The sequence below is a fragment of the Deltaproteobacteria bacterium genome (genome assembly GCA_016223005.1).
Classification (GTDB): Bacteria; Desulfobacterota; GWC2-55-46; order UBA9637; family GWC2-42-11; genus JACRPW01.
Map to the genome: position 1 here is coordinate 13,335 of JACRPW010000015.1, position 18,218 is coordinate 31,552.

Sequence of the window (18,218 nt, forward strand, 5' to 3'; positions counted from 1 at the left end):
TTATCATGAATACACGAAGAAAGCAATACCCAAAGGCGCTAATGATACAGGGCACATCCTCTCATGTGGGCAAGAGTATCCTTACCGCAGCCATCTTAAGGATTATGCGAAGTGATGGAATAAAGGCTGCACCTTTTAAGGCACAGAATATGGCTTTAAATTCATTTGTTACAAAGGATGGCGGAGAAATCGGCAGGGCACAAGTCTTACAGGCAGAGGCAGCAGGGATACTGCCAACTGTTGATATGAACCCAATCCTTTTGAAACCCACATCAGACATGAAGGCACAGGTGATTATACATGGAAAGGTTTACAGAAACATGGGCGCTAAAGAATATCACAAATTCAAGAAAGAGGCTGTAAGGTATGTTATGGAAAGTTACAGGAAATTGGCGGATAAATATGATGTTATTGTCATTGAGGGCGCAGGGTCTCCTGCTGAAATAAACCTAAAGGAAAATGATATTGCAAACATGGGGCTTGCAAAGATGATTGATGCGCCTGTAATTATCGTTGGCGATATAGACAGGGGCGGTGTATTCGCCTCTATTGTTGGGACAATGGCACTCTTAAACCCTTCTGAAAGAAAGAGGGTTAAAGGGTTTATCATAAACAAATTCAGGGGGGCAATAGGACTGCTTAAACCAGGGCTGGATTTTTTGGAAAAGAGAACACGACTCCCTGTTCTTGGTGTTGTTCCGTATATAAATGATATTGCGCTGCCTGATGAGGATGGAGTGGCATTAGAAAGGAGTCAGGAGTCAGGAGTCAGGAGTCAGGAGAAAATAAAAATTGCCGTAATTAAACTCCCCCGTATTTCCAATTTCACAGACCTTGATGCGTTCAGGTTTGAACCTGATGTTGATGTAAGATATATCACAAACTCTGAAGAATTGAATAATGCAGACCTTGTTATAATCCCTGGCAGCAAGAATACCATTGAAGACCTGAAGTGGCTGTGGGATAGGGGCATTGCGGGAAGGGTAAATAAGTTTGCGGAAAATGGCGGCAGAGTCATTGGCATCTGCGGTGGTTTTCAGATGCTTGGTAAATATGTAAAAGACACTTATGGCGCTGAATCAAATATAAAGGAAATGAAAGGACTTGGACTCATTGATGCAGAAACAATCATTGAAAGGGAAAAAAACACCTATCAGGTAGAGGCAAAGATACAGTCAGGAGTCAGGAGTCAGGGGTTAAGAGTTAAGGGTTATGAGATACACATGGGAGAGACCACAGGCAATGTTCAGCCATTTTCAATAATAACAAATAGAAATGGCAGCACAGTGAAAATACAAGATGGCGCTGTATCCAGTAATGGCAGGGTTTTTGGCACATATATCCACGGTGTATTTGATAATGATGAATTCAGGGCTGATTTTTTAAATGAGATAAGAAATGAAAGGGGATTCATCATGCAAAAATTTGTCTTATTTGATAAGAAAAAAAGAGAAAACATAGATAAACTTGCAGAAGCGGTTAAAAACAGTCTTGATATGAAAAAACTATATGCTGTTATTGGGCTGAACAGAAGATAAAAAGAAATTATTTAACGGTTTATTTTGACAACAACCACCTGATTTGCTATCCTTCTGCTAAATGTATGACCTTATAATCATAGGCGGCGGGCCTGCTGGTTTAACTGCTGGGATTTATGCAAAGAGGGCTAAATTAAATACTGTCCTTGTAGAAAAGGGTGCTGTAGGCGGACAAATCGCTGTTACAGATGTAATTGAAAATTATCCCGGGTTTCCATCCATAAGCGGCTGGGCGCTCATGGAAAGGTTTGAACAACATGCAAGGGGCTTTGGACTTGAGGTTAAACAAACGGAGGTTTTAAGTATTAAAGATAAAGGGGCTTGTAAAATTCTGAAGACTTCAGAATATGATATGGAAACAAAGGCAGTTATCATTGCAACAGGTGCAAAACCAAGATACATGGGTGTACCGGGTGAAAAGGAGTTTATCGGCAAGGGGGTTTCATACTGTGCTACTTGCGATGGTCCGTTTTTTAAGGGGCAAGATGTTCTGGTTATCGGAGGAGGAGATACTGCTGTAAAAGAGGCAGTCTATCTTTCAAAAATCGCAAAAAAGGTCTATATTGCCCACAGGAGAGACCAACTAAGGGCAGAAAAGATTATTCAGGAAAAGGCGATTTCAACACCAAATATAGAAGTCTTGTGGAGTCATATTATTCAGGAGATTAAAGGTGGTTCCGGGGTTGAAAAGGTTGTGGTAAAAAATCTTAAAGATAACAGCATAAAGGAGATAGACGTTCAGGGTGTCTTTGTGTTTATCGGTCTAAATCCAAATACAGATTTTGTATCTGTAGAAAAAGATAATAACGGCTATATCATAACAAACGAGAATATGGAAACTTCTGTAAAAGGCATCTTTGCAGCAGGTGACTGCAGGGTAACACCGTTAAGACAGGTGTCAACAGCAGTTGGTGATGGGGCAATATCCGCATTTATAGCAGAAAGGTATATAGAAGAAAACTGAAGCGTCAGAAGATATTTGTCTGATTAATCTGTCAAATCCTTTATGCATCACTCCAATTTTGTCCATCTGCATATCCATACACAATACAGCCTTCTGGATGGCGCTATCAGGCTGGATGACCTCTTTGCAAAGGCAAAACAGTATAGGATGCCTGCCCTTGCGATGACAGACCACGGCAATATCTTTGGTGCTGTAGAGTTCTATATAAAGGCACAAAAGGCAGGAATAAAACCTATAATCGGCTGTGAGGTTTATGTTGCCACTAATTCAAGACTTGATAAGTCTGCCTCAAACTCTGGAAATGGCGGAAAGGATGCCTCCTATCACTTAATCCTCTTGATTAAAAATGCCGTAGGCTACAAAAACCTGTGTAAAATGCTCACACTGGCACACCTTGAAGGTTTTTATTATAGACCGCGCATAGACAAGGAATTACTAAAAATACACAATGAGGGGCTAATTGCCCTATCCTCTTGTCTGCACGGCGAGATACCATACCTTATAGGCATTGGTAATATTGACAAGGCAATTAAAGTATCTCAGGAGTTCAAAGAGATATTCGCAAACAACAGATTTTATCTTGAACTTCAGAACAATAAGATTCTCAAGCAGGATGATGTAAATAAAGGCATCCTTGAAATAAGTGGTAAACTTAATATCCCTGTAGTTGCAACAAACGACTGCCATTACCTCAAAAAAGAGGACGCCTATGCACACGAAATACTCCTCTGCATTCAGACAGGCAAGACAATAAACTCCAAAGACAGAATGAGATTTAATACAGATGACCTATACTTTAAATCCCCTGAAGAGATGATAGATTCATTTAAAGACATCCCTGATGCAATAAAAAACACCGTAGAGATTGCTGAGCGGTGCAATCTTGAACTTAAACTAGGGGAGCATCATCTCCCCCATTTCCCTGTGCCTGAAGGCGATACACTTGATAGTTTTGCGGAAAAGGAGGCATGGAAAGGGCTTGAGCAAAGACTTAAGGTAATGGCAGGCAGCGGAGAAGATGTGGAGTCCAGAAAATGGGAGTATTACGAAAGGCTGGAGAAAGAACTGAAGACAATAAAAGGCATGGGGTTTGCAGGTTATTTTTTGATTGTTGCTGATTTTATAAACTATGCAAGGCAAAGACATATCCCGGTTGGACCTGGCAGGGGTTCATCTGCCGGGAGTCTTGCTGCATACTGCCTTAAGATTACAAACCTTGACCCGATAAAGAACAATCTCCTCTTTGAAAGGTTTCTGAACCCTGACAGGATTAGTTTGCCTGATATAGATGTGGATTTGTGTTATGAGGGAAGGGATGAGGTCATACAGTATGTAACAAGAAAATACGGACAGGAGAATGTCTCACAAATCATAACATTCGGACAGATGAAGGCAAAGGCAGTCATCAGGGATGTTGGAAGGGCAATGGATATACCATACAATGAGGCAGATAAAATCGCAAAACTTATTCCAAATGTTTTAGACATTACCCTGGATGAATCTATTAAACAAGAGCCGAGATTAAAAGAACTCATAACAAAGGATAAACAGGTCAGAGAACTTTTTGAAATCGCAAATGTGCTTGAAGGACTCCCCCGTCATGCCTCAACCCATGCAGCAGGCATTGTCATAGCAAACAGACCGATTATTGAATACATGCCTTTATACAAGAGTCAGAAGGAAGAGGTTATTACAACCCAGTTTGACATGGACGGCGTCACAAAGATGGGGCTTGTAAAATTTGACCTTCTAGGTTTAAAGACACTGACCGTTATAGATAGGACAATAAAACTGGTAAAGAAGAACAAGGGGATTGATATTGATATGGACAGCCTCCCCATGAACGACTTGGCATCATACAAACTCATTGCATCAGGCAGGACAGACGGTATATTTCAGATGGAAGGTTCAGGGATAAAGGATGTGCTTGTTAAATTCAAACCCGAAACATTTGAAGATATTACAGCAGTTATTGCCATTTATAGACCAGGCCCTTTACAGAGTGGTATGGTGGATGATTTTATCAAAAGAAAACACGGTAAGATTTCTATCCGCTATGAGCATCCACTTTTAAAAGATGCCCTTGAAAATACCTACGGTGTCATGGTCTATCAGGAACAGGTAATGCAGATTGCAAAGACCCTAGCCGGTTTTAGCCCTGGTGATGCAGATGTCTTAAGAAAGGCAATGGGCAAGAAACTCCCTGAAGATATGGTTCTTCAAAGGGAGAAATTTATTGAAGGTGCAAAAAAGAATAAGATACCTCAAAAGACAGCAGAAAAGATATTTGATTTGATGGCGAACTTTGCAGGTTACGGCTTTAATAAATCCCACAGCGCTGTCTATGCCCTTATTGCCTACCAGACCGCATATCTGAAGGCACATTGGCCTACCGAGTTTATGGCGGCGCTTCTGACATCTGATATGGGAAATACTGAGAAGGTTATTAAATATATTGCGCAGTGCAAAACCATGGGCATAGAAATCCTGCCCCCTGATATAAATGAAAGTTCAATGGATTTTACTGTTACAAATAAAGGCATACGGTTTGGTCTTGCTGCTGTTAAAAATGTCGGATCCGCTGCAATAGAGGTAATTATAAATACAAGGGAAAAGGATGGAAGATTCGCATCCATCTTTGATTTCTTAAACAGGGTTGATATGAGAAAGGTCAACAAGAGGGTTATTGAAAGCCTTGTAAAATGTGGTGCATTTGATTTTAGCAGTGCAAAGAGGTCTGTCCTAATAAAAAACATTGACACTATCATGGGCACATCACAGACCATGCAGGCAGATAGGCAGAGCGGTCAGGTAAGTATGTTTGCATTCAGCCACGAGCCCTCTGTCATGAGCCTTCCTGAAGGCGAAGAGTGGCATGAAAATGAACTCCTTGCCCATGAAAAAGAGGCAGTTGGTTTTTATATAACAGGACACCCCCTTGCAAGATTTGATGAAGAAATCAGGTTATATACAAATGCAGACACAGAGACCGTTACAGGGAAAGGGGATGGTGATGGTGTAAGGATGGGTGGTGTTGTAATATCAAAGAATGAGAAGATAACCAAGAAAGGCGACAGGATGGCATTTGTTGTCCTAGAGGACTTAAAGGGCTTTATAGAGGTTACAGTATTTGCCGATTTATATAAAAAGGCAAATCCATATTTTGCAAGTGATATTCCAATACTTGTAAAAGGCAGGATTGATAGGACAGAGGAAAAGGTCAAACTTGTAGCAGAGGAGATTTACCCGATTGAGGAGGCAAGGATAAGACTAACAAAGGCAGTTCATCTTGTAATTAAAACACTTGGTATAGATAATAGTCAGATGGCTGATTTAAAGGCGCTCATTAAAAGATATTCAGGTAACTGTCCTGTATTCTGCCACTTTAAGTATCCTGACAGCAGGGAGACTGTCCTTGCACTTCCTGATGATTTAAAGGTTGCACCGACAAAGGAGATGATGAAAGATATAAGAAACCTTGTGGGTGAAGATGGGATGTATTTGAATTAGTCTGTATATATTTTTAGGGTGAGAAGATATGCATGGAGACATCTCCATTAAAAAAATAACACCGTATCTGTGGGAGATGCCAAAAAGCGGGGATATGCTTGTCCCGGGCAGGATTTATGGTGATGAAGAAACCATCCAGCACCTCCTGAAGGATGCTGATGGACAAAAGGGCAGCGGTTTTACCCCTGCTGTCCGGCAGGTGGTAAATGTGGCATGCCTCCCGGGTATTCAAAAGGCATCTCTTGCAATGGCGGATATTCATCCCGGTTATGGTTTTGCAATAGGCGGTGTCGGCGCATTTGATTTAGAAACAGGTGTTATAAGTGTCGCAGGTGTTGGTTTTGATATAAACTGCGGTGTCCGGGTTTTGAAGACACCGCTTACAAAGGAAGATGTGGAGGCAAAAAAAACTGAACTGGCAAACCAGTTATTCAGGGATGTGCCGGCAGGCGTAGGTTCAACAGGAGATATAAAACTTTCCATACAGGAGATAGATGAGATTCTGGCAAAGGGCGCCTTGTTTGCAGTAGAAAAGGGATACGGCTTTCCAGAGGACATTGATTATATAGAAGAAAACGGAAGGGTAGCAGATGCAAGACCTGAAAATGTAAGTTTTAAGGCAAAGGAGAGGCAGTTTAAGCAGGTCGGCACACTCGGTTCAGGCAATCATTATCTGGAGGTTCAATGGGTTGAGGAGATTTATGATGAAAAGGCAGCAGAGGCTTACGGCATCCATAAAAATCAGATTTTGATTGCAATACACTGTGGGAGCCGTGCGCTTGGGCATCAAATCGGAACTGATTACCTCAAGACACTGGACGCAGCCAGCAGAAAATATAATATTCCGATAAGGGAAAGGGAACTCGTGTGCGCACCATTTAAAAGCGATGAAGGGCAGAGATATTGGACTGCTGTCAACTGCGGGATAAACTGCGCATTTGCAAACAGGCAGGCAATAAGTCATCTGACAAGGAAGGGTGTAAGCCGTGTCTTTGGGATAGATATGAGGGATATAAAACTTCTGTATGATGTGGGGCATAATACTGTTAAGGTTGAGAGCCATGAAATAGATGGTGTTAAGAAAAAACTCCTCATCCACAGGAAAGGGGCTACAAGGGCATTTGGTCCGGGCAGGGAAGAAGTGCCAAAGGCATACAGAGATGTTGGTCAGCCGCTCCTTGTCGGCGGGACAATGGGCACAGCATCTTACATATTGAGAGGAACAGAAAAAGGTATGGAAGACTGCTTTGGCAGCGCTGTGCATGGCGCTGGAAGGGCAATGTCAAGGGAGCAGGCAAAGAGGAGATGGCGCGGTGATGAACTAATAAGGGAACTCGGAGAAAAAGGAATCATAATAAAAACAAGAAGCAAGCCCGGGGCTGCAGAAGAGGCGCCGGGCGCATATAAAGATGTTGACAAGGTCGTAGAGATTATGCACATGGCAGGGGTCAATAAAAAGGTGGCAAAGGTCAGACCAATGGTGTGCGTGAAAGGATAGTAGGGGTTGACATAAAGACTGTATCTGATATTATCCAGTTGATGAAAATAATTGCCATAATCCCTGCAAGATTTGCGTCAACAAGGCTTGAAGGCAAGGCGCTCCTTAATATTGCAGGCAAACCAATGCTCCAGCATGTTTATGAAAGGACAAAAAAGGCAAGTCTTGTCCATGATGTGATTGTAGCAACAGATGACAAAAGGATTTTTGATGCAGTCAGAGGTTTTAACGGTAAGGCTGTTATGACATCTACTAACCACAGGACAGGGACAGACAGAATAGCAGAGGCTGCAAATAATATAGATGCGGATATAATCGTTAATGTTCAGGGGGATGAGCCGTTGATTGAGCCAGATATGATAGATGAGGCGATAAGACCAATGCTTGATGACCCTGCGATTCTGATTTCAACATTAAAGACAAGGATTGACGATAAGAACGAGGCTTTAGACCCGAATGTTGTAAAGGTTGTAACGGATAAAAACGGCTTTGCGCTTTATTTCTCGAGATTGCCGATACCGTATGTGAGAAGCAGGGGTCAGGGGTCAGGGGTCAGGGGTCAAAAAGAACAGGGGCAAGGGGCAAGGGGCAAGGGGCAAGAACATTACAAACACATCGGACTCTATGTTTACAGAAAGGATTTTCTGCTTAAATTTGCTAAAATGAAGCCAACACCTTTGGAAGAGGCTGAAAAACTTGAGCAGTTGAGGGCATTGGAAAACGGCTATAAGATAAAGGTTGTTGAAACAAGGTATAATTCAATAGGTGTGGATACAAAAGAGGATTTGGAGAGGGTAAGGGGGGTTTTTATAAGAAAAACATGAGCATAAAAGGTTGATAAAATATATGGCGCTTTTATTAAATTTACCGAAAATTGAAAGACCAAAAACAATATCACTGGATAGAACTGTCAATCCTAATAAACTACCTTTCTTGCAAGTTCAGATTTTGCAAAGAATATACCTTGATTTATTTGAACAAAGGCAAACCGCTCTTGAAGATTTGGCAGAATTAACAGACTATCCAAAAGACAGTAAAATATTAAAGGATGCAATAGATGCCCTTGTTAGAAAAGATTTTTTAGAAGGTGATTTGTTTAAAGGTTTTAGACTGCCAGAATATTGCACGGATTTATTTTCAAGGATTGTCAAAAGGAATGATTACAAACACAAGAAATATTCTGACGGGATTTTAAGATTTGCCAAATCTGGCAGTCTATCATTAAAACTGTTTGATAATGAGCAAAGTATAAGTGATTTAAACAAACATGGAGTTATCCACAAGTGGTATGATTATCTGGAGGATTTTCCATACGGACTCATTGAAGATAAGATTAAAGAGTATAAAATAAAACACGGTTCGTTAGTAGTTGACCCCTTTGTGGGTAGTGGAACAACATTAGTTTCCGCCAATATGTTCCATTGCAATTCTGTTGGCTTTGACGCCAATCCTTTAATGACTTTTATTTCAGAAATTAAAACGACTTGGGACATTGATTTAACTCTTTATAAAAAGCAGGTAATAAAAATTGCCAAACAATTTTTAGATAAAATCCACGACTATGATGCTATGGAACATAAAAAAGGGTTTTTAGAAAATATGCCCAAAAAGGAACTTAACCAATGGTTAAGTTCCTCTCTTCAAAAAGAAGTAAACCTCTTAAAAAACTTAATTGACGATATTACTGACAAAAAAATTAAAAAATTGTTATTGCTTGCATTATCAAAGTCGTGTTTGGACGCTTCTTATGTTTCGTTTTGTCCCGGGACAACTTTTTACCCATTCAGAGAAAAGGAGGAATTTTGGGATTTGTTCACTAAAAAAGCGATTAAGATACACGAAGATTTAGAGAAAGTTCAAAAGCACAATCATTATGGAAAATCTAAACTAATAAATGATACTTGCCTGAACGCTTCAAAATACATTAAGCCCAAAACAGTAAACTTTATTATTACTTCACCACCCTATCCTAATGATTTGGAATATACCCGACAAACACGGCTTGAAATGTATTTACTGGATTTTGTTAAAAATATGGATGATGTTCAGCAAATCAAGAAAAAAATGGTTAAAGGAAGCACTAAACTAATTTTCAAAGAAAGCAAATCGGAGGTTTTTACCCTAAAATTTAATGATGTCCAAATTGTGTCAGACAAAATTTATGAGCAAACAAAAGATAAAAATTGGGGTTTTGATTATCCGAGAATGGTGAGAGAATATTTTGGCGATATGTATTTATGCTTAAAAGAATTTTTCCCTTTAATGAAAAAAAATGCGCACTTTCTGTTGGTAGTTGGCGACCAAACTGTTAAAGGCGTTTATATTCCTGTTTGCGATATTCTAATTGAAATGGCACAAGAAATTGGATACCGTAATTGTAAAAAAGAACTTTTCAGAATGAGAAGAAGCACAGGGCATAATGTTCTGCTGCCAGAAGAAATCGTAATAATTGAAAAATGAATCCAAACGAAATTTTTACATACCCTGTTGAAAGTAAAACAGCGGAAATAAAAAATGCAGTAAAGAAATATTATTGCAGATTTTTAGAAAGCAAGTGCGATAAACAAAGCAGGACTATCAAATACCCGATGGGAGTTTGTTCTGTAAATCACAGCGGGGCAAAACCTATTATTTGTCCCCATCGCTTTTTAGAAGATAATTTAGTTTTTAAAAATGCTTGCAATGTTGCTTTTGGCAGCACAAACAACGTTTTGCTTTTTTCTGAAGTTAAAATCAGCAATGTTGGAAGTTTTGATTTTGTCCTTGTTAAACACAAGCCAATAAGCAATGAAGTTGACGATTTTTGTATTGTAGAATTTCAATCGGATTCCACTACCGGAACCGGCAAATTAGTTCAAGCGCTTAAAGATTTTATGAAAGGAAAAGATGTTCTGCAAAACAAATATAGTTTTGGAATGAATACTTACAACACAATCAAGTTATCCTATATTCAAATGCTGATAAAAGGACAAGTTATGGAGAAGTGGAATAAAAATATTTTCTGGATTATGCAAAAATTTGTTTATGATAATATGGTTAATCGTTTTCGTTTGACAGACTTGGATTACAATGCAAATCATAAAACACAATATCATATTTACGATTTAGCCGAAAATGGTGCAGTTTATAATCTTGAATTAGTTGACAAAAAATCAACGACGATTGCAAACTTGCTCAAAGCATTTACTCACCAACCGATACCAAGCATTGATAAATTTGTTGAAGTATTAGAGAATAAAATCAAGTTGAAATTAGGCTTATTTATAGAGTAAGGGAAATTTATGCAGTTAGAAGAATTTGTAAAAAAGTTTAAAGAACTTAAAGCCAAAGGATTTGTGCCGTCAACAAGAAAAGGGCCGACAGGGATTGGACATACATTAGAAACATATTTGGGACTTGCAGAAAATAACATTGCCTTGCCTGATTTGCATAAAATAGAATTAAAAGCCCACAGAGCAAAAGGCAATAATTTAATTACCCTTTTCACATTCAACAGGAAAGTTTGGAAAATGCCGCCGTTGAAGGCAGTAAAAAAATATGGGAGTTTAGACAAAGACGGCAGAATTGGTCTTTATTACACAATGGCATTGAAGCCTAATAGCGCTGGCTTATTTCTTGAAGTTCAGGATGCAGAAATTTCGGTTAGGCATATTTCCGGGCAGGTTGTAGCAACTTGGCAATTGCAAACATTAGCCGATAGATTCATGCAAAAAATGCCCGCATTACTTTTTGTTTCTGCTTTTACAGAAGAACGAGATGGAAAAGAGTATTTTCATTTTTATAGGGCTCAACTAATGAAAGAGACTTCTACTGAACTTTTGGCAGACCAATTCAGAGCAGAAAATATTTTGGTTGATTTGAGACTACATGATAAAGGCACAATGGCAAGAAATCACGGAACAGGATTTAGAACCTATGAAGAAAAGATGCCTCTTTTATTTAAAAGCATAACGGACTTATAGATATGTATAGGGTAATGAGAAATCCTAAATACGATTTTATTGGACAATCTTATGCCACCTCATATCCAAACCTGCATAAGTATCCCGCCACTATGATACCGCAAATAGGCATTGAGATTTTCAAAGAGTTGGGCATAAAAAAAGGCAAATTGCTTGACCCTTATTGCGGTTCAGGTTCTTCCTTCACCGTTGGACTTGACAGGGGACTGAATGAAATGCATGGCTTTGACATAAATCCGTTGGCTGTCTTAATCTCACGAACAAAATTTACCAAAGTCAATTTAGAAAGAGTTAAATTATTAAAGCAGAGATTAAGGAATGCAGTCTATGAATTTGTGAAAAAAGAAGAAAGTTTAAAATTGCTTGAACTTCCTAAATTCTACAACATTGATTTTTGGTTTTCAAAACAGGTTTTGCAAAACCTATCTGTATTAAAGCATTTTATAGATAAGATTAAAGAAAAAGATATAAAGCGGCTCTTTTTAGTGCCATTATCTGAAAGTGTGAGAGAATGTTCTTATACAAGAAATCATGAATTTAAATTATACAGAATGAAGGATGAAGAAATTTTGAATTTCAACCCCGATGTCTTTGGAGTTTATTTTGACAAATTAAACAAGATAATTGGTATTTATGAAAGTTATTATTTCCCAAGATTAACTGACGCTAAAATCCAAATTGATTACAGCAAATTTCCAAAATGCGAGAATTACTTTGATATTATATTGACAAGCCCGCCTTATGGAGACAGCAAAACTACTGTTGCATATGGGCAATTCTCAATGTTCTCAAACGAAATATTAGGAATAAAATATGCACGGCAAATTGATCATCTTTTAATGGGTGGAAAACTTGTTAAGGGAAGATACAGTAATGGTTTAATCGCTGATCATATAAACCAGATTGCAAAGCAGTCAATAAAACGTTCATTAGAGGTTTCATCATTCTACTATGATTTAGAAAGTTCAATTAAAGATGTTGCAAAGAGCGTGAAAAAGGGTGGAAAATCAATTTATGTTGTAGGAAACCGCAGGGTAAAAGATGTTCAATTGCCGACAGACCAATTTATCGCAGAAAAATTTGAACAAAACGGATTTAAGCATATTTTGACCTATGAAAGATTATTAGGAAACAAGGCAATGCCGTCTAAAAATTCGCCGTCAAATAAAGTGGGTGTTAGAAAAGGAACAATGACGCAAGAGTATATTGTAGTTTGTGAAAAAGTTAAAGACTAATAGTAAATTTTGAAATTAGGCTTATCCCCGCTTAAAACATGCGGGGACAGGTTTATAGAGTAATAACCTAATCATGCCAGAGCCTAAAAAACATATAAAAACCAAATTCATCTTTGTAACAGGCGGAGTTGTTTCATCGCTTGGCAAAGGGATTGCATCTGCATCAATAGGCGCGCTTCTTGAAAGCAGGGGGCTGACCATTACACTGCAAAAACTTGACCCGTATATCAATGTTGACCCCGGCACCATGAGCCCGTTCCAGCACGGAGAGGTGTTTGTTACAGATGATGGGGCAGAAACTGATTTGGATTTAGGACATTATGAAAGGTTTACATCTGCAAAACTCACAAAAAAGAATAATTTTACAACAGGACAGGTTTATGACTCTGTTATAGCAAAGGAAAGAAGGGGGGATTATCTGGGCGGAACAGTTCAGGTAATCCCGCATATAACAGATGAAATCAAGGGGAATATCCTTAAGGTTGCAGATGATGTTGATGTTGTAATAGTTGAAATCGGAGGGACAGTCGGCGATATTGAGAGCCTGCCGTTTTTAGAGGCAATAAGACAGATGAGATATGATCTGGGCAAAGAGAATTGCCTTTATATCCATTTGACCCTTGTTCCGTATATTGCAACAGCAGGCGAGGTCAAGACAAAACCGACCCAGCACAGCGTAAAAGAACTTCGTGAAATCGGTATCCAACCCGACATAATCCTGTGCAGAACCAATAAGATGCTCCCGCCTGAAATGAAGGCAAAAATTGCCCTTTTCTGCAATGTGGACAGGGATGCTGTTATAACTGCTATTGATGTGGAGAGTGTATATGAAATACCCATTATACTGCATAATGAAGGACTTGATGAGAAGGTTGTAAAACTATTGAATATATGGACCAGGACTCCAAAACTTGATAACTGGGAAAAGATAGTTAAAAAGATAAAGAACCCGAAATATGAGGTAACAGTGGGGATAGTTGGGAAATATATAAACCTTCAGGATTCTTATAAGAGTCTGCAAGAGGCGTTTGTACATGGCGGTATCGCCAATGATTGCCGAGTGAATATGGTCTATATAGATTCGGAAGAGATTGAAAAGGTAGGCGCAAAAGTTTTACTAAAAGGTGTTGATTGTATCCTTGTGCCGGGTGGGTTTGGGAGCAGAGGGATTGAAGGCAAGATTGCCGCCATCCAGTATGCAAGGGAAAAGAAACTCCCATTTTTCGGTATATGCCTTGGAATGCAGGTTGCGGTAATTGAAATGGCAAGAAACCTCTGCGGACTAAAAGATGCTAATTCAAGTGAGTTTAATCCTGATACACCACACCCTGTAATTGATATGCTCCTTGAACAGCGAGGGGTTTCATCAAAAGGCGGCACAATGAGGCTTGGCGCATATCCATGCACTATAAAAAAAGACACCCTTGCGTACAAGATTTATGGAAAAACAGAGATTAGTGAAAGGCACAGACATAGATATGAGGTAAATAATAACTATAGAGAGGCGCTTGAGGGCTGTGGTGTTGTATTCAGCGGTCTATCCCCTGACAAAAATCTTGTGGAAATAACAGAGTTAAAAGAACATCCATTTTTTATCGGATGCCAGTTTCATCCTGAGTTCAAGAGCAAGCCGATGCCGCCCCATCCCATGTTTAAGGAGTTTATAAAGGCGGCGGTTAAAGAAAAGTCAAAAGTCAAAAGTCAAAAGTCAAAATGAAAACCATAAATATTGGAAATGTGAAAATCGGAGGCAATCTTCCATTTGTTTTAATAGCAGGACCTTGCGTTATTGAAAATCTTTCTGCAACATTATTGATTGCAGACAAACTGATTGAGATAACCAATAAACTCAATATTCCGCTCATATTCAAGGCATCTTATGATAAGGCAAACAGGACATCAGTAAAATCATATCGCGGGCCGGGTTTGAAAAAAGGTCTTGAGATTTTAAACAAGGTTAAAAAAAAGTTTAATGTGCCAATCCTAACAGATGCCCACTGCAAGGATGATGTTAAAAGGGTTTCAGAGGTTGCGGATGTCATCCAGATACCAGCGTTTCTTTCACGGCAGACTGATTTGCTCATAGAGGCTGCGAAAACAAAAAAGATTGTGAATATAAAAAAGGGGCAGTTTTTAGCGCCGTGGGATATAAAGAATGCAATTGAGAAGATTAAATCAGCAGGAAATGAGCGGATAATCTTAACAGAGAGGGGAGTTTCATTTGGTTATAACAACCTTGTTGTTGACTTCAGGAGTATCCCGATAATGAGGGAAACAGGCTATCCTGTGGTATTTGATGCAACCCATAGCATTCAACTTCCGGGGGGCAAGGGGTCATCATCAGGCGGAGAAAGGGAGATGGTTTCCTATCTTGCAAGGGCAGCAATTGCGGTTGGTATAGATGGACTATTTTTAGAGGTTCATCCAGAACCTGAAAAGGCATTGTGCGATGGTCCGAATTCATTAAAACTCAATGACCTGCCGGAATTCTTGCGGCAAATAAAGGAATTGGATGATGTGGTAAAGAAATAATGTAGTTGCCCAATTTATTGGGCGTATTGTAACTCAAGGCTTTAGAGCCTGTTGACAAACCATTTTTCTGTCATTCCCGAGGTTTTTATCCCCGATAGAAACATTCGGGGACGAATCCAGTTCCTATAAATGGATTCCCGCTTTCGCGGGAATGACGACTTTGGGGTTCAATTCAGACTTTGTCAACAGGCTCTTTAGCCTTGATTGTATCAAACCTGAAGGTTTGAGTTACAGACGCCGATAAATCGGCAAACTACTTTAACCTTTTAACTTAAACATCAAAATAAAAATATCTTTATGAACACCATAGACATTGCAAAAAAAGTTTTTGACATTGAGGCGGATGCAATAAAAGGCTTGTCCGACAGGTTAGGCGCAGATTTTGAAAGGGCAGTTGATATTATCCTCAAGACCACAGGCAAGGTTGTTGTTACAGGCATAGGAAAGAGCGGACTTATCTGCAAGAAGATAGCATCCACATTTTCATCCACTGGCACACCTGCATTTTTTCTTCATCCTGCCGAAGGCATTCACGGTGATTTGGGCATGCTAGCAAGAAACGATATAGTTATTGCCATATCAAACAGCGGTGAAACTGGGGAGATAATAAAGATTCTACCTCTCATCAAAAGGCTTGGCATAAAATTGATTTCAATAACCGGTAATAAGGACTCAACACTGGCAAAGGCAGGTGATGTGTTTCTTGACATATCAATTAAAGAAGAGGCATGTCCTTTGGGATTGGCGCCTACAGCATCAACAACCGCAGCCCTTGCCATGGGTGACGCCCTTGCAGTATCGCTCCTCGAAAAGAGGGGATTTAAGGAAGAGGACTTTGCAATGCTGCATCCGGGCGGATCTCTTGGCAGAAAACTGATAAGGGTAGAAGATTTAATGCATACATGTAAAACAATTCCGCTTGTTACTGCCAATACCCTGATGAAAGATGTCATACTTGAAATGACAGCAAAAAGACTAGGGGTTACCGGTGTTATTGACAAGAATGGAAATCTTATGGGTGTAATCACCGATGGCGATTTGAGGAGGGCATTGGAAAAAGGCGGTAATATCCTTGATAAAAATGCAGATGATATTATGTCTGTAAACCCGAAGATGATTGAAAGAATAGAGTTTGCAGAGTCTGCCCTGAGAGAGATGGAAGAACATTCCATAACAACCCTTTTTGTATTTGAAGAAGGGGATAAAGATAAGCCTGTCGGTATAATACATCTGCACGATTTGTTAAAGGCAGGGATTGTATGAAAAAAAGTTCAAAGTTCAAAGTTCAAAGTTCAAAGTTAAGGAAGAAAATAGAGAAAATAAAAATACTCATCATTGATGTGGATGGTGTTATGACTGATGGGAGCATTATATATAATGATGATGGGAAGGAGACAAAGGTATTTGATGTGAAGGATGGACACGGTATAAAGATGCTTATGAATGCGGGTGTTGATGTGGCTATTATTACTGCAAGAAAGTCAGGTGTTGTCCGACACAGGGCAAAGAACTTAGGTATAAAGATGGTCTATCAAAAGGCAATGGATAAGGTATCTGCATTTAATGACATACTTGCAAAGACATCCCTTAAACCAGAAAATGCTGCATACATGGGCGATGAACTTGTTGACATACCGCTTCTGAAAAGGGCGGGGGTCAGCATAACAGTTCCTGATGGTGTTAAAGAGGCAAAAGAGTTCTCTGATTACATAACAAAAATGCCGGGCGGGAAAGGTGCTGTCAGGGAGGCATGTGAACTCATCATTAAGACACAGGGGCAGTGGGAAAATGCCATCAAAAAATACCTCGCATAAAAATCTTTACACCACATACTCAAATTGGTATAATTTTTGCTGTGAAGAAAAATATAAAGACACTTTTAACAATCCTCCTTATTGCCTTTGTCTTTGCAATCAGCATATCTTTATTTTTGAACTACCGCCTGCAAAAAGGTGTAAAGGATATTTCACCGCAAACCCCTTCTAATGCTGATGTGGTCATCAGTAAAATTCACTACATAGAAGACAAAGATGGTAAAAAGGAATGGGAACTTGAAGCTGATAGCGCACAATATTTTCAGGGAGGTGATGTGACAGAACTTGAGGATGTAAAGATTACCTTTTATTCTAAAGATGGGAAGATATATGAGGCTAAAGGCAAAAGAGGCAAATTAATGAATGAAACAAAGGATGTTGAGTTGACAGGTGATGTGGTTGTTACATCCAATAACGGATACAAACTTACCACAACATCACTTAACTATACATCAAGTAAAAGACAAATCACCACGAAAGAGAGGGTGTTTCTTACCGGTTCAAAAATATATGCAGAGGGAAACGGACTTCTTCTTGATATGAACAAAGAAACTGTTTCAATACTAAAAAATGTAAGGACGGTGATAAAACATGCAAAAACTTAAAAGTAAAGTTATGGGTTATAAAAACGGCTCACGGCTCACGGCTTTCTTTATCTTGCCTTTTGCCTTTTGCCTTTTGCCTGTTATTATACATGCAGAGGAAAAGACAAAGGCAAATGAACTGTCTCAGCCAATTACAATAACATCAAACAGGATGGACTCAAATAAGAAGGGACAGGTTGTTACCTTTACAGGCAGTGTGGTTGCAGAACAGAAGGATATGACGTTGTATTCCGATACACTGCATGTATATTATACAGAGGGTGATGATGTAAGGGAGATTGTTGCTGCAGGCAATGTCAGGATGACACAGCCCGACAGGGTTGCAACCGGGGAGAGGGCTGTATATTATAAGGCAGAGGGTAAGGTTGTATTGACAGGAAGCCCGCAGGCACAACAGGGCAGTGATACAGTAAAGGGTGATAAGATAACTATCTTTCTAAATGATAATAAGAGCATTGTTGAGGGTGATGGGACAGGCAGGGTTAAAGCAGTAATATTCTCAAAGAAAGGGGAAGCATCGGCAAAGGAGAAGAAGTGACATTAAAAACCATTAACCTTGC

15 protein-coding genes are annotated in these 18,218 nt (G+C 39.4%); all 15 read left to right on the forward strand.

Features of this window, described 5'->3' with window-relative positions:
- The first annotated feature begins 41 nt into the window (after nucleotides 1–41).
- The 15 genes from HZC45_01910 to lptA all read left to right on the forward strand — a co-directional run bounded on the left by HZC45_01910 (nucleotide 42) and on the right by lptA (nucleotide 18,196).
- Nucleotides 42–1,538 (forward strand): cobyric acid synthase, encoded by a 1,497-nt coding sequence (locus HZC45_01910; protein ID MBI5681917.1) that lies wholly within the window; start codon nucleotides 42–44, stop codon nucleotides 1,536–1,538.
- A gap of 61 nt (nucleotides 1,539–1,599) precedes the next feature.
- Nucleotides 1,600–2,502: a thioredoxin-disulfide reductase gene (gene trxB, locus HZC45_01915; protein MBI5681918.1), complete on the forward strand. Its 903-nt coding sequence runs from the start codon at nucleotides 1,600–1,602 to the stop codon at nucleotides 2,500–2,502.
- 42 nt (nucleotides 2,503–2,544) lie between these two features.
- Nucleotides 2,545–6,012 (forward strand): DNA polymerase III subunit alpha, encoded by a 3,468-nt coding sequence (locus tag HZC45_01920; GenBank protein ID MBI5681919.1) that lies wholly within the window; start codon nucleotides 2,545–2,547, stop codon nucleotides 6,010–6,012.
- A 28-nt stretch (nucleotides 6,013–6,040) separates the two neighbouring features.
- Entirely contained in the window at nucleotides 6,041–7,510 is a 1,470-nt protein-coding gene (locus HZC45_01925; protein ID MBI5681920.1) for an RtcB family protein, read from the forward strand.
- Nucleotides 7,511–7,551: 41 nt separating this feature from the next.
- Nucleotides 7,552–8,334, forward strand: a complete 783-nt coding sequence (gene kdsB / locus HZC45_01930; GenBank protein ID MBI5681921.1) for a 3-deoxy-manno-octulosonate cytidylyltransferase — start codon at nucleotides 7,552–7,554, stop codon at nucleotides 8,332–8,334.
- Between the two features lie 22 nt (nucleotides 8,335–8,356).
- Entirely contained in the window at nucleotides 8,357–9,970 is a 1,614-nt protein-coding gene (locus HZC45_01935) for a hypothetical protein (protein MBI5681922.1), read from the forward strand.
- Nucleotides 9,967–10,782, forward strand: coding sequence for a hypothetical protein (locus HZC45_01940; GenBank protein ID MBI5681923.1), 816 nt, complete (start codon nucleotides 9,967–9,969; stop codon nucleotides 10,780–10,782). The genes HZC45_01935 and HZC45_01940 overlap by 4 nt, the downstream gene beginning before the upstream one ends.
- A 9-nt stretch (nucleotides 10,783–10,791) precedes the next feature.
- Nucleotides 10,792–11,472, forward strand: coding sequence for a hypothetical protein (locus tag HZC45_01945; protein MBI5681924.1), 681 nt, complete (start codon nucleotides 10,792–10,794; stop codon nucleotides 11,470–11,472).
- Nucleotides 11,473–11,474: 2 nt separating this feature from the next.
- Nucleotides 11,475–12,707: a modification methylase gene (locus HZC45_01950; GenBank protein MBI5681925.1), complete on the forward strand. Its 1,233-nt coding sequence runs from the start codon at nucleotides 11,475–11,477 to the stop codon at nucleotides 12,705–12,707.
- 94 nt (nucleotides 12,708–12,801) lie between these two features.
- On the forward strand, nucleotides 12,802–14,424 hold the full coding sequence (locus HZC45_01955) for a CTP synthase (GenBank protein ID MBI5681926.1): 1,623 nt from the start codon (nucleotides 12,802–12,804) through the stop codon (nucleotides 14,422–14,424).
- Nucleotides 14,421–15,239, forward strand: coding sequence for a 3-deoxy-8-phosphooctulonate synthase (kdsA, locus tag HZC45_01960; protein MBI5681927.1), 819 nt, complete (start codon nucleotides 14,421–14,423; stop codon nucleotides 15,237–15,239). Before HZC45_01955 ends, kdsA begins: the two co-directional genes overlap by 4 nt.
- Nucleotides 15,240–15,536: 297 nt before the next feature.
- A complete protein-coding gene (locus tag HZC45_01965) occupies nucleotides 15,537–16,502 on the forward strand; it encodes a KpsF/GutQ family sugar-phosphate isomerase (protein MBI5681928.1) in 966 nt (321 codons plus the stop codon).
- Nucleotides 16,499–17,053 (forward strand): HAD-IIIA family hydrolase, encoded by a 555-nt coding sequence (locus HZC45_01970; GenBank protein ID MBI5681929.1) that lies wholly within the window; start codon nucleotides 16,499–16,501, stop codon nucleotides 17,051–17,053. The genes HZC45_01965 and HZC45_01970 overlap by 4 nt, the downstream gene beginning before the upstream one ends.
- Before the next feature lie 41 nt (nucleotides 17,054–17,094).
- Nucleotides 17,095–17,658 carry an LPS export ABC transporter periplasmic protein LptC gene (gene lptC, locus HZC45_01975; GenBank protein MBI5681930.1) on the forward strand — a complete coding sequence of 188 codons (564 nt, stop codon included), beginning with the start codon at nucleotides 17,095–17,097 and terminating at the stop codon, nucleotides 17,656–17,658.
- Nucleotides 17,645–18,196: a lipopolysaccharide transport periplasmic protein LptA gene (gene lptA, locus HZC45_01980; GenBank protein MBI5681931.1), complete on the forward strand. Its 552-nt coding sequence runs from the start codon at nucleotides 17,645–17,647 to the stop codon at nucleotides 18,194–18,196. Before lptC ends, lptA begins: the two co-directional genes overlap by 14 nt.
- Nucleotides 18,197–18,218 lie beyond the last annotated feature (22 nt).